This is a genomic window from Halocatena marina (assembly GCF_023276375.1).
GTDB lineage: Archaea > Halobacteriota > Halobacteria > Halobacteriales > Haloarculaceae > Halocatena > Halocatena marina.
The window spans coordinates 107,679-120,382 of sequence record NZ_JALLPK010000003.1 but is presented as its reverse complement, the minus strand read 5'-3'; the positions used below and the strand labels follow the sequence as shown (position 1 = coordinate 120,382).

The window sequence follows — 12,704 nt, the reverse complement described above, 5'->3', positions numbered from 1 at the left end:
GATTCGACCTTCCAGGTATGACTACCGAGTGTAGTCAAGTGCGACAACGCGACCATGACCGTACCGAACGAGACCTTCATTGCGTCTGTCGGTATTGATATCCGCTGGTGTTGCAAGCGTCCAAATCGGAACGTTTCGTTTGTATGCGGCAAATTCGTACTCGGATGAGCTGTTAAGAATGTTGCCGGTCCCCTCGCTCGTCACTGCAATCACTTCTGGTTGATTGTCGCTATCCCGTCGATGCGATCATTCTGCAACCTGGCACTGATGAGAAACAACACACAAGCGATGGGTTTATCATAAATCTTACAGATTTTCTTGACACCGACTGCGAAGGGCTTCCGATGTACAGGATCAGTCGGCTGTAAGCGGATTCCATTGAGTATACTCTATTGTAGGTAATAATCTCGCGGAAAAACTATTGTCCAGTATCGAATAGCACGTAATGTGGAGACAAGAGCCCGACGGAAACCGAATGAAATAAAAACGGTATGGTTTGATAAAGTAGCTAGGACCAAGGCAGTGGAGAGTAACATGCCTGCGAACGGAGACGTTGGACAATTACACTCACATGGCGATGAGTCGGGTGGACACGATGATGCCGACATACGATAACGCTTGGGACATTCATGCCGATGAATCGTGAAGAACTCGGCTTTGCCCTCCTGTTCTCACTCCCGGTCGGGGCCGGAATCACTCTCGCCGTCATCAAGACGACAGGAAGTCGCGACACACAGCTCGCCCTCGTTAGCGGGTTGATCACGGCGTTCGCTATCTTTCTTCTCGTGTCCGTGAGCGTCCTCAACAAGCCAGATATCGCCGAGTAATAGATTCGGTGAGGTTGGTGCAGACTGTGCTCTCTACGTTCATGTCAGCCACAGCGAATATAAAACATGTCGTAGAAGTAGGAAGTCAAGAGAAATCGATATTGTCTAGTCACCGTTTCAACACCTCCTCAACCGGGGTGCGGTTCTCGATCGCCTGATGCGAGCGAGAAACACCAAACAACTCGAGCAGAGGGACCGTTTCCCGCAGCGTGTAGGCGCTCGGGGTGCTCTCCTCAGCCCAACACTCAAGAGCTGCGGTGTTCAACGTCTCTTCGAGCAGTTTCTGGATGTGCATGAACACCAGACCCAGGAACTGCTCATACTTTGACCAGACAGTGCCCTGTAAGGAATAGCGTCGCGTAACGTCCATCTATGACAAACGGTATGGCGATCTTCTTGCCACCACTTGCACACGGCCTTTTCACGGCCAAGCGAATCAGACGACTGCTCGAACAGTACGAAACCCGTCCTACTCGCTCCTAATGGGCTGGTTGTCACGTGTTCACCAAACTTATCCGAATCCTGACGTACCTACGTATGAGAGTAACCAACTAGTAATACACACATATTACAACTGAATAATTATAACAAACATGAGAGCAAACGTATCTGGTTCACCGTCAAAGACGTCGAGACTCTCTCCACACCTCGTACGTAACACTCATTGAAGCCGAAGTCCCACCTTGGAGGCAAGCGATGGATGAACAAGTGATGTGGGCGAGCGGCCAAGGAGCCGTACTCCTTGTCATACTCGCAGGAATTATGTTCGCCTCCGGACTCTGGGGAGTTCTAATCGCCCTTGCGCCTGCCGCGTATCTGCTCGTCCTGTCTCCCCATGCGTCGGAGAATTCCCCGAAGACTGTGTTGGTCAGCCATCTGACTGCGTTGATCGCTGGATGGGTGGCCTATACTGTTGTTGCCCACGGCATTGCCCCGACCAGTATCGAACCCATGTCAGAATCCGGACTTCGCATCGTTGGGAGTCTGTTACTCGCCTGTGGGGCGAGCACCGCTGTCTTCTACGTACTACACGTGGACCATCCGATGGCCTATGTGATTGCATGTATCGCAGCAATTGGGGCATTCCCGACCATTCTCGCCCTCGCTGTCGTCACGATCGCGATCCTGTGCGTCGCCTGTCTTCAGGTCCTTCGACTGGAATTTGGGCCTGAATCTGACGGCGAATCCACCACCCTCGTCGGTGATTTCCCCTGACTGCCCCATCAGAGCAGGGAGAATCAAACGCTGTTTGAGAAGCGAGAAAGCGTTCAGCGAAAGAGTGGGGACGGTGTGGCTCTTACTTCGTCTCATATCGTGAAGCCTGCTGATTGAAATACCACTGTGGCCCCTCCTCAGATTACTCTGAGGGATAGAAGGTTCGGGACTACTATTATAATGTATCTTCTGGTAGTACAATACGAGACGTGTCCGTGTATGTTCGATCAAATACTCATCTCAACCGATGGTAGCAAAGCGGTTAAACCAGCAGTAGACACCGCGATTGAACTGGCTGAAACACACGAGGCATCACTCCATATCCTCTATATCGTTGATCAGCCAACCACAGTTTCCGGCACTGGGGAGGGAGTCCCCGGCTTGGATAACCTGTTGGATGCGCTACGGAAGAAGGGGAAGGATGCCACCAGTGAAATCGCGGCGCGTGCAAACGATCGAGGGATTGAGACAACGACTGCTGTTCGGCAAGGGCGTCCTCATGATGATATTCTCACGTATGCGAATGAGAACGATATCGATGTGATCGTAATAGGAACCCATGGAAGAACGGGTGTCAAACGGGCCCTACTCGGGAGTGTAACCGAAGCCGTCGTTCGCCAGTCCGAGATTCCGGTCCTGACTGTGCACCGAGATCCAGAGGAGTAGCCATCGTCCACTCTCCCGGTGGATCGATCGGCGTCGGAACCGCTCAGCAATTTGTCCGCTACTGAGACAGAACAGGTGAGATACCTGTCTCAGTGAACGGGCGTTTCGTCGGCAGGTGCCTCTGTTTCAGGGCCGTATATCTTCAGTGCCACCGCGACCGCAGCACAGAGTACGCTCAATATCACGAAGAGAGAGAACCCTCGTGCATAACCAATTTGGCCGAAAATATCAGTGTAGTACCCCAACGCCGGAAGGATGACAAGGGTCCCGCCACCGCCGATGCCGCTGATCCAGCCGGAGGCTCCACCGACGGCTTCCGGGACGAACTTCGGAACTAACTCGAAGACGGCTGCGTTCGCGATCCCCATCCCAGTCCCAAGAATTATCATACCGATGAACGCGGGCCAGAATCCCGATGCGACGGTCATGACCGCCGCACCGACTGCCATAATGCTGAAACTCACAATAGCGACGTTTTCGCCGCCGAACCGGTCGCTAATACTACCACCGGGAATTCTGATGAGCGACCCGTAGACAATGAAGATGCCCGCGAGCAGGCCTGCGATCGAGAGATCGAATCCGTGGAACAGGTCCCAATAGGTGGGGAACCAGGCGGACAAGGAGGTGAACCCTCCACCAAACGAGACCGTATAGAGGAAGACGAGTACCCATGTCCGTCGGATTGAGGCGGATACTCGTAGTGACTCCCACGCGTTCCCGGATGGAAAAATGTCCTGCCCGAGCTCGTCTGCGGTCTGTGCTGCTTCAGATTCGTCTTTTCCCTGCCGAATGAGCTGGAAGTAGTAGGGATCGACGGCGTACACCGCGTAGACAGCTGTGACGACGACGACGAACGCAAACCACAGCGAGTACGCCATGGTCAGCCCCCAGAACCCGATCAGAACGGGCAAGACGTAGACAACCATTCCCGGTCCGATATTCCCTGCACCAGCAAATGCACCCATCGCGAATCCCTGTCTGTCACTGGGATACCAATAGGAGGTCTGGCTGATGCCGACGGAGAACGTCGCCCCGCCTGCTCCCGCCAACAACCCGAACAGTACCAGCAGTGGATAGAGATGCATCCCAAAATTCTCTGGATACGTTACGAACAGGGTGACAACGAGCCCTGCTATTCCGACAATCGTCACCGCCAACAGGATGAGCATGGGCTTTTTGCCCCCGGCCTCGTCGACCCAGGCACCAAACGGAATTCTGAGTACTGCTTTACTGAGGTGCGGCGAACCCAACAACAGCCCATGGAGAACACCTGTTAGCGCTAGGTGCTCCTCGAAGATAGGGCCGGCTGCGCCGTAAAAGACGATCGTCGTGAGCCCCGCGAAAAACCCAAATGTAGCCATAAACAGCCCCCGTCTCGGGGAGCCTGTGACCCCGTGTGTACCGACTACTGGGTCGTCCATTATTTGCTCGCGACGGTGCGTTGCCGTCGACACGTTGCAGCTAGATTTCTACCGATGCCTCGGGAGATACTGTGTCGCCTCTGCTCCACATCTTGCGGATGAATCGTAGCCATCTTTGTACAGTTCGTGTCACGGCGTCGACCCCTTGGCTCTGTCGAATTGTATTTTGAATATCAATTTATTTGAACCCCAAATCTGCTTTCTTAGTTCCTCGTCAGTAGTGTTACACTGCCGTGGAAAATCGTATGATCAGTATTCGTACCATTTCGTGTCGTCTCTGAAAAGCCTGTTCCAGCTATGTTTTTCCATTTCTACTCTTGTCGGACAGGTTGCTATGTACCAGACATCACCAATGTCTATCTCTCCTTTGCATTAGGAGTCCTCAATCCCGTCCGCCTGAAAGTCGACATCTTTCTGTTCGCCCGCAAGGGCAACGTGCCCGTAGTTGAGCAGTCCGACGAAGACGGTCCCCCCGATAATGTTCCCGATCGTCGTAAACAGCAGAAAGATGGCGAACGTCCCGAGGGTAACACCTGTCTCGAGTACCACCGCCGAGAGCACTTCGGTCGTCCCGAGGATGGCGTGGTGAAATGGGCCGAATCCGATGGCTGCGGTCGTGAGTAAGACGAAGACGATACGCCCAATCGTATCGCGGCTGGCGGCCGAGAGCCACGTCGCTAACCCCATGAGCCATCCCGCAACGACGCCAGAGAGCGTGATGACCCACCACGGAAGTCCTACCAGCGCCCCCGCAAGCGAGCCGAACGCCGACGGCTCGGCGATACCCATCGGCTCACCGATGGCGACAATCAGCGCGACGAACGCCCCACAGCCGAGCAGATTCGAGACGTACGTCACGCCCCAAATCCGCCCGAGATCGGCTACCGACGCGCGGCCGTCGAGGACCGGGAGGACAGCCATCGTCGAATGCGCGGTGAACAGTTCGGTTTGTCCGATGACCACGAACAGAAAGGCGATCGAGGAGATGCCTGCGAGTGCGACCTGTTGTGTGAGATCCGAACCGAATCCGCCCGCGAAGGTAAGGACCATCGCCATAAACAGCGCTCCGAAGCTGAGGTTGAGCCCCGCAGAGAAGCCGGAGATAAACGTCCCTACTAACGGTCGATCCATCTCCTTGAGCGCGTTCTCCATCTCACGTTCGAGAATATTACGATACGAGAGCGTCGCACCGGTTGGCCCATCGGCATCGTCGCTCATTCGAGACTCACTCTGAGACGCATATTCGTACCAACCGATCCGTCCGTAAACCAATTAGGCTTGATAATGCGTGCGAGAAATCAGGATACGTCTCTCGTTGTTCGGGATCTCCGAAGAGGGAAGCTGACGGTAGGAAGGTGGATCGCTCAGACACGAATAACTATTGAACACTATCACGACAACTTATATTTCGTCAGTTCTACGCATGACAAATCGACCGAGCCGAATTCGTCTATATTGACATTCGTTTCGTTTAGGATGATTGGGCCGCTATCTACACGTTAATGTCCCGTGATTTCGAGACCGACAACGCCGACGATGATTAGGTCGATGAATCCAAGATGAGCTGCACTTGAAGTTTCGCTAAAGAGGAGAATACCAAGAATGGCGGTTGTGGCGGCTCCAATACCTGTCCAGACTGCGTATGCTGTTAATAGGAAGCGATTGGACTGCTTTCGCTAGTAGAACCGCACTGATGGCCATTGAAATGACGGTGACGATGCTCGGGACGAGTTACGTGAATCCTTCGGAGTATTCGAGACCAATTGCCCAGCCGGTTTCAAAGAATGCTGCGACGATGAGGTAGAACCATGCTGAGACCATCTAGAAGACGAATAAGTATGGGATCATAGTGGTTGCGGAATGGCTGTGTCTGCTGATAATTTGGGCCGTCTAGCGTTCTGCGAGCGGAGACACTCCTGCTGGCAGAGTGTGACCAACTCCTGCAGTCGGACAGGTTGGATTCTCATGCGCGACGAATCAACCTAGTTGACTTCAGTAGTTCTCTTCGGCCCACTTGAGGATGGTCCGCATTAGGAGGTGGGAATTTCGAAGAACTCAGCTGTCGTTCGGTTTTTTGGTCCTTTCCCACCTCACGAATAAAGATCTGGGCTTATACGTACTCATTGGGATTTGCTGTAGAACCTCCTCAACAGTGTAGCCGTACGGTGGGGATCCAACCCACTTGCCATCGACGATCGCGCGTCGATGCTTTCTGTGGCCGTAGCGGATCATCAGATATCTTCGTCCACTGTGCCGATTGGCTGCTTGGCGAGATCGATATCAACAGTGCTCTCAAGACGCCTTCGACGTATCCGGCGAAATCAGCGACCGATCGGAGCGATCAATCTCATCAACGACAACGGTATCGTACTCGCTGATATGCTCGTGCAAATGCTGGTCTGACCAGTGGCGCCATCTTGCATCATCCAGATCCCAGCGCCACTTGAGTACTCCCAGCTGATGGAAATCGAAAGTACCGTTAATCGTTCTACAGTCCTATAAGAATATGTGGTGAAGGCAACAATTTCGATTGGACGGCGAACGTTCTTGAAAACAATAGCAATATCGACTACTGGAACGCTTCTTGCTGGATGTTCAAGCACAGGCGATTCCAGTAAGAACGACGATTCGCTTGCCACCAAAGAAAAACAAGCGTTCGACGGATGGTTCGACAACACTGCTAATTTCGACGGGATCGTAGACAAGACCAATACCGAGGAGATCACTGTCACTGTGGGCGCTGCAGGAAATAATGGCCTATACGCATTCGCACCGCCAGCGATCAGGATCGAATCGGGAACGACTGTGACGTGGAAGTGGACGGGGAAAGGAGGAGCACACAATGTTGTTGTACAGGAGGGAACCTTCCAGAGCAAGATGACTGAGGCAAAAGGGACTGTCTTTGAGTATCTATTTAAAAACACCGATGTGTATAAATATTTCTGCGAACCCACAAGACAATGGGGATGAAAGGAGTGGTCGTCGTTGAGTGAGTTAGCCCTAATAGTATCTGTCGTTCTTCGTTTGCTTCTCTAACAATACAATTCTCAATCGGAATTCGTATCAACTCATAGAAGCCCAGCAACAACGAGTAGTGCTATCGAGACAACACTTCCGCTGAGAAACCACGGCCGTGCCCTTGTGGCTGCAGCAGCGACTGGCTGATTTGACGAAGCACCAGTTAGATGACGGAACCCGAAGAAATTCAACAGTACAAGGACCAGCCACAGACCGACCATCGTCAGCACGAGATGCCCCCGTCCCGTCGCTTGCAGTGTTTCGACGGTATAGAGCGTTCCTGCAAGATGGCCACCACTGAACAACAATAGCAGGACTGAGCCAACAGTGAGATACCAGAATCGTCGTGCAATAAGAGTAAGACCGTTCGACTGCAGCAATTCTCTGCGCGCTGCTGGAATGACAGTACCTGCAATTACGACCGTACCGCCAGTCCACAACGCTGCAAGGATCGTGTGGATAGTCAAAACCATCTCAAGTACGGACGTCATCGATGCTCCTCTGTACTCAGATCAACGTCACATCCAATGCCGGTCCTGGATTGAAGTACACTGTCGCCTTCGATAGCAGTTGTCGTGTAGTTCGGTTCGACTCGGGGAGTAAATTCGTGAGTCATCAATAGAACGTTCGGGATTGAAATATAAACATCGATGGAGCAGTCCCAAAGTCTGGGGATAGTGCTCATTGGCCACCAGAAACCGCACAAAGAGACCATAGTCGTCCCATTCCCACAACCTGGGACTGATCGTGATTCCTATATTCCCTCCCTCATTAGGAGTGGTACTTCGAGACATGATCCCCACAGCCACTCAAAATAACAGACATTGCAAACCATCTCTGACATGAGTGGCCAACACGTTGGTTCAAATCGACTATCATTGATCCCGTCAAACGCCGGCTCGGTAGACTCATCGACAGAAGCAACGCAACTACCATCGGAGGAAGTGGATGACTCTGACCTCCCAGCGGTGTTGGAATCGCTCAACGACAGTAAGTGTCGAACAATACTGTCGCAATTGGATGCGCCAAAATCTGCGAGCGAACTCTGTGATGAATGTGGCCTGTCCAACTCGACAGTGTACCGGAAGCTCGAATTACTCCGCGAAGCTGCGCTCGTTACAGAGTATACGGAAGTTCGGAAGGATGGGCCAAACGCCACGCTCTATGAACGAGACTTTACGGGGGTTTCGATCGATCTCGACGATTCTGGCGAGTTTACCATGAGCGTTAGGCGTCCAGAGATGGACGCAGAAGAACGACTGGCCACATTCTGGTCGGCAATGAAAGAGGAATCATAATGGAACTACTTGTTGGCTTGCTCGTCGTCGTCAAGATGACCGCACTTCTCTTGGGAGGGGTTGTCTCTTTGATGGCATATCGAGCCTACAGCCGAACGCGAATCGCTGGCCTCCAGTACTTTGCGGTAGGGTTAACGATCATCACACTCGGAACATTTCTCGTTGGCGTATTCCATCACATTGGCGGCGCGTCAGTCACGATCGGGATGCTCCTCGAAAGTGTGATACTCTCTATCGGATTCGTTGTGATGATTGTTGGACTCTACGAGACCTAGCAACCGAGTGTAATCTTATCAAACGCCATACGTAAACAGGGACTCTCGAGCAATATTCAGTTGCCCCACATCCTGGGAATCGTCCATCACTCCTTATTAGTCGCTCTCAGAGAACGTGTATGGACTGGCTCGACCCTTCCATCAGTCGACCGAACGCAGAAACCGGTTTTGTAACCGGAGGTAGCAGTGATCGATGAGCCGGAAGCTCACGTCTCGGTACGCGGAGATGCTCACGTCACACAGTACATTGATTATCGCTCTGTTGCTCGTTGTCACGACCATCGTTGGCGCTGGTGCCGTCGTTGGCCCGACCGAAGAGGGGCAGATCGGTCAAGCTGGCATCGATTCATCGGAACAGGCAGCGCTCAATCAGATCGATTCGACGTATGGGACCGACGATGCCGTCGTTGCACAGGTTGTCGTCAGAGACGAAGGTGGTGACGTTCTCACGCGTGAGTCGTTGCTACAAAGCCTCCGTCTGCAGCAGGAGATCCGTGAAAACGAGTCTATTAACGCAACGCTTCGTAACGAGACGGGGGTAATCGGTATCGAGAACGTGGTTGCGAACATCGCGTACGCTCGCGAACAGGCCGATCAGCCTTCTTCCTCGGGCGCCGACAACAATTCTACGACAACAGCTCCACCGCAGAGTCAGCAGTCGTCACCGGCACTCGATCAGCAGATCGCAGCCCTTGAATCCAGCTCAGACGAGCAGGTCGAGACGTATCTCAGCCGTATTCTTGCCCCGAATGCTACCGTTCCAGGCAGCGATCCGACGGAATTCCTCTCGACAGAGTACGAACCAGGGACGACCACTGCGGAAGCCAGAACAACGCTCGTCTTTCAGCAGAGCCCGAGTGGGTCAGATACCACTACCCAGACGGTGAACGATGCCCAGGTCGCGATCGATTCGCTGATCGAGCAGCGCTTTACCGATGCGTTCGTGTTCGGACAGGGTATCATCGATGCGGAATCCTCACAGGCCATCGGTGATACGTTCATCATTATTACGCCCGTTGCGATCATTCTCCTCCTTGTCGTTCTCGCCATTGCCTACCGTGATCTCATGGACGTGCTCGTGGGTGTCTTTGGGATTGGCGTCGTGATGATCTGGTATACTGGCATACAGGGATGGCTCGGAATCCCGTCGAATTCGACCCTGATCGCCGTTCCATTCTTACTCATCGGTCTCAGTATCGACTATTCGTTACACGTCGTCATGCGTTATCGGGAGACACGAGAGGGTGCGCTTGACACCGACGATGAGAGCGTCAGTCGGCGGGACCCCACGACCGCGATGCGAGTCGGGATCGGCGGTGTCGTTCTCGCGTTGGCGACCGCTGCATTCTCGACGGCCGTCGGATTCTTCTCGAACTACATCAGCCCGCTGGAATCGATTCAGGATTTCGCCATTCTGAGTGGCATCGGCATCGTCGCTATCTTCCTCGTCTTTGCGGCACTTGTCCCAGCTCTCAAGCTCGAACTCGAACGGTTGTTCGACCGCCGTGGCTGGGACCGACACAATCCCGCTGTTGGTGTGGGCTCCGGACGGTTGAACCGTGGTCTCTCGGGCGTCTCGACGCTCGTCCAGCGAGCACCCATCGTCATCCTCGTGATCTCGGTGGTGCTTGCCTCCGCAGGTGCATACAGCGCGACCGGCATCGATACGGAGTTCAACCAGGCCGATTTCATCCCACAGGATGCGCCAGCATGGATGGACTCGCTTCCAGGACCGTTCGCACCCGGTAACTACGAGGTGAGTGAGAATCTCGATTATCTGAGCGACAACTTCCGCCAACGCGGACAGGACGCGGAGGGCCAGATACTGATACGCGGTGACGTGACTGCACCGACAGTGCTCACCGCCACCGATAACGCGACCGACAATATGGACCGCAGTGGGACGATCGTCGTTGGTGGTGATGGACGCGCCGCGATCGAGAGTCCAGCGTCCGTCATTCGGAGTGTCGCCACCGAAAACCAAACGGTTGCCACCGCTATCGAAGCACGTGACACAGATAGGGATGGCCTCCCGGACAGAGATGTTGCGATGATCTACGATCTCCTGTTTGAAGCCGCTCCCGACCAGGCCTCCTCGGTGCTCTACAGGGCAGACAATGGATCGTACGAATCTGCTCGACTGATCGTCAGCGTGCAAGGCAACGCCTCTGCTCAGTCGGTCGCAGGTGATGTCCGGGATGTCGCAACCTCGGTCGAAGGAGCGGCACCGGTGACAGCGGTCGCAACGGGTGGCCCGGTCATCACTGCAGTCGTTCAGAGCGGGCTGTTCGAAACTCTCGTCGAAGGATTCGCTATCACGCTTGGTGTCATCCTTGCCCTTCTGATCGGGCTGTACTGGTGGCGATACCGGGCGCCAGGATTGGGTGTCCTAACGCTCGCCCCCGTCGTCATTGCTCTCGCATGGTTGCTCGGAACGATGACCGTCCTCGACATTCCGTTCAACAGCGAAACCGTCGTTATCACGAGTTTGGCGATCGGACTCGGTGTGGATTACAGTATCCACGTCAGCGAACGGTTCGTCGACGAACGTGCTCGTCACGACTCACTCGCAGACACGCTGACGACAGCACTCACTGGAACCGGTGGCGCGCTGCTCGGCAGTGCCGTAACGACAGCCGCTGGCTTCGGTGTACTCGCACTAGCGCTGTCACCACCGCTCCAGCGATTTGGCATCGTAACAGGACTCAGTATCGTCTATGCGTTCATCGCGTGCATGACGGTGCTTCCGTGTCTGCTCATCGTCCGTAAGCGCTTGCTTGCTCGACTCGCCTAGGCACACTCCATTTTTCGTGGAATTCGATGACTGAGACAGCTATTCTGAACGGATTCGATGACATAGACACACAGCTCGAAACAGCATCGACGCTTATCGATCTCGTTCGAACGCTTCCTGTCGAAAGAATGCTCCACGAGACGGATAGCAAGCACAGTGAATCTCAAAAATACGAGAGAGATCCGCTCGTTCGGGCGTTGTTCTGTCGTGAGTCCTCTCAACCAATGCTCGAGCAGTTCGCTTAGGCTTTGATTCAACACTGTTTGGTCCTTACAACACGGCACCAACACGCCAAAGGGTCATTATGTTACATGCGAACTCGGGTACTGTGCTTGTTCGTTCGCTCATAGCTTTTTGGAATTCTTGGAGAGTCCAGAAAATCTTAGGGCCCGAAATTTAAAATTCGTATAGTAGGTACTATATGATGATTCTCGTCGCGATCCGCGACGAGAAACGTCAAGAGTCACTTGGCGCACTGGCTGGGGGTGAGGTAATCGCTCAGTTGCTCAACATCGGCGAACACCATCATCTCGACCATCCAATCGTCTTCATCCAGTGTCTCGATCGGCTGGTTCACGAGACCGATGTCGACGTCGTTCTCACGAAATTCTTCAACGAATTCCCGCCAAGTTGGCGACCGACCGAGACGAGTGGCATACGCCACGCCGCCGTAACAAGGCCTATGAGCGGGGTCTCGGTGTGTGCCCGATAGATGCCCGATCGCGTGATTGCTGGCGTCGGGATCGGAGGCGTCCACGTTAGCGATGACCAGGGTGAATGTAGACCGAGCGTCACGACGGAATCTACGAGGACGTCCATCACGTCCTCGTTCTCGGTCCAGATGAGTACATCGCCCCTTCCGGTGATGGACTCTACCGAACAGACGATGCTGGGCTGTCCTGGACGCGTCTCGACACGGACCTTGATCATTAGTACTTCCGCGAAGAGTTCGTGCTCGATGGTCGTCTCTACGTGGCCACCGCTCGCAGCTCACCGGGAACCTGGAGCGGGGGAATGATTCCGACGCGATACTAGTAGGGTCGACGGATACCGACGAGACGTTCGAGACAGTTTCGTATCCCGGTGAGCCCGACGAGGTCGTCCTCGCGTGGACGGCTGTCGACGGGAATCTCCTGACCGGAACGAACGACGGCCGCCTCATCAGCTATGATTCAGATGGAGCATGGACC

General features: G+C 54.0%; 14 protein-coding genes and 2 pseudogenes. 10 read left to right on the top strand and 6 right to left on the bottom strand.

The features are described from left to right. Nucleotides 1-21 precede the first annotated feature (21 nt). Nucleotides 22-204, bottom strand: coding sequence for a hypothetical protein (locus tag MW898_RS21395; RefSeq protein ID WP_248910331.1), 183 nt, complete (start codon nucleotides 202-204; stop codon nucleotides 22-24). A 425-nt stretch (nucleotides 205-629) separates the two neighbouring features. On the opposite strand from MW898_RS21395, the gene MW898_RS21390 reads away from it, so the two are divergent. Then, nucleotides 630-827 (top strand): hypothetical protein, encoded by a 198-nt coding sequence (locus tag MW898_RS21390; RefSeq protein ID WP_248910330.1) that lies wholly within the window; start codon nucleotides 630-632, stop codon nucleotides 825-827. Nucleotides 828-975: 148 nt separating this feature from the next. On the opposite strand, the pseudogene MW898_RS26285 reads toward MW898_RS21390, so the two are convergent. Continuing rightward, nucleotides 976-1,122, bottom strand: a pseudogene (locus tag MW898_RS26285) (IS6 family transposase); the annotation flags it as partial. 401 nt (nucleotides 1,123-1,523) lie between these two features. Between MW898_RS26285 and MW898_RS21380 the strand changes: the two are divergent. Further along, nucleotides 1,524-2,042, top strand: a complete 519-nt coding sequence (locus MW898_RS21380; RefSeq protein WP_248910328.1) for an HPP family protein — start codon at nucleotides 1,524-1,526, stop codon at nucleotides 2,040-2,042. 219 nt (nucleotides 2,043-2,261) lie between these two features. Next, nucleotides 2,262-2,708, top strand: coding sequence for a universal stress protein (locus MW898_RS21375; RefSeq protein WP_248910327.1), 447 nt, complete (start codon nucleotides 2,262-2,264; stop codon nucleotides 2,706-2,708). 89 nt (nucleotides 2,709-2,797) lie between these two features. Here the strand turns inward: MW898_RS21375 and MW898_RS21370 are convergent, their stop codons facing one another. From MW898_RS21370 to MW898_RS21360, 3 genes and pseudogenes are all read right to left on the bottom strand, one after another. Next, nucleotides 2,798-4,129 carry an MFS transporter gene (locus tag MW898_RS21370; protein ID WP_248910326.1) on the bottom strand — a complete coding sequence of 444 codons (1,332 nt, stop codon included), beginning with the start codon at nucleotides 4,127-4,129 and terminating at the stop codon, nucleotides 2,798-2,800. Nucleotides 4,130-4,501: 372 nt separating this feature from the next. Further along, complete coding sequence (locus tag MW898_RS21365; protein WP_248910325.1) at nucleotides 4,502-5,347, bottom strand: formate/nitrite transporter family protein; 846 nt, start codon at nucleotides 5,345-5,347, stop codon at nucleotides 4,502-4,504. A 281-nt stretch (nucleotides 5,348-5,628) separates the two neighbouring features. Continuing rightward, a pseudogene (locus MW898_RS21360) lies at nucleotides 5,629-5,950 on the bottom strand (DMT family transporter). 687 nt (nucleotides 5,951-6,637) lie between these two features. Between MW898_RS21360 and MW898_RS21355 the strand changes: the two are divergent. Further along, a complete protein-coding gene (locus tag MW898_RS21355) occupies nucleotides 6,638-7,099 on the top strand; it encodes a halocyanin domain-containing protein (RefSeq protein ID WP_248910324.1) in 462 nt (153 codons plus the stop codon). 98 nt (nucleotides 7,100-7,197) lie between these two features. Here the strand turns inward: MW898_RS21355 and MW898_RS21350 are convergent, their stop codons facing one another. Then, nucleotides 7,198-7,638, bottom strand: a complete 441-nt coding sequence (locus MW898_RS21350; protein ID WP_248910323.1) for a hypothetical protein — start codon at nucleotides 7,636-7,638, stop codon at nucleotides 7,198-7,200. 351 nt (nucleotides 7,639-7,989) lie between these two features. Between MW898_RS21350 and MW898_RS21345 the strand changes: the two genes are divergently transcribed. The 6 genes from MW898_RS21345 to MW898_RS21320 all read left to right on the top strand — a co-directional run bounded on the left by MW898_RS21345 (nucleotide 7,990) and on the right by MW898_RS21320 (nucleotide 12,532). Then, nucleotides 7,990-8,445, top strand: a complete 456-nt coding sequence (locus MW898_RS21345; protein WP_248910322.1) for a winged helix-turn-helix domain-containing protein — start codon at nucleotides 7,990-7,992, stop codon at nucleotides 8,443-8,445. Beyond that, nucleotides 8,445-8,720 (top strand): DUF7521 family protein, encoded by a 276-nt coding sequence (locus tag MW898_RS21340; protein ID WP_248910321.1) that lies wholly within the window; start codon nucleotides 8,445-8,447, stop codon nucleotides 8,718-8,720. The genes MW898_RS21345 and MW898_RS21340 overlap by 1 nt, the downstream gene beginning before the upstream one ends. A gap of 193 nt (nucleotides 8,721-8,913) precedes the next feature. Then, complete coding sequence (locus MW898_RS21335) at nucleotides 8,914-11,514, top strand: efflux RND transporter permease subunit (RefSeq protein ID WP_248910320.1); 2,601 nt, start codon at nucleotides 8,914-8,916, stop codon at nucleotides 11,512-11,514. 26 nt (nucleotides 11,515-11,540) lie between these two features. Next, a complete protein-coding gene (locus tag MW898_RS21330) occupies nucleotides 11,541-11,759 on the top strand; it encodes a hypothetical protein (protein ID WP_248910319.1) in 219 nt (72 codons plus the stop codon). 176 nt (nucleotides 11,760-11,935) lie between these two features. Then, the gene (locus MW898_RS26055) at nucleotides 11,936-12,226 is read left to right on the top strand and encodes a hypothetical protein (RefSeq protein WP_309242244.1); all 291 of its coding nucleotides are present in this window, start codon (nucleotides 11,936-11,938) and stop codon (nucleotides 12,224-12,226) included. Beyond that, nucleotides 12,227-12,532 (top strand): hypothetical protein, encoded by a 306-nt coding sequence (locus MW898_RS21320; protein WP_248910318.1) that lies wholly within the window; start codon nucleotides 12,227-12,229, stop codon nucleotides 12,530-12,532. It abuts the gene before it with no gap. The last annotated feature ends 172 nt before the right edge of the window (nucleotides 12,533-12,704 follow it).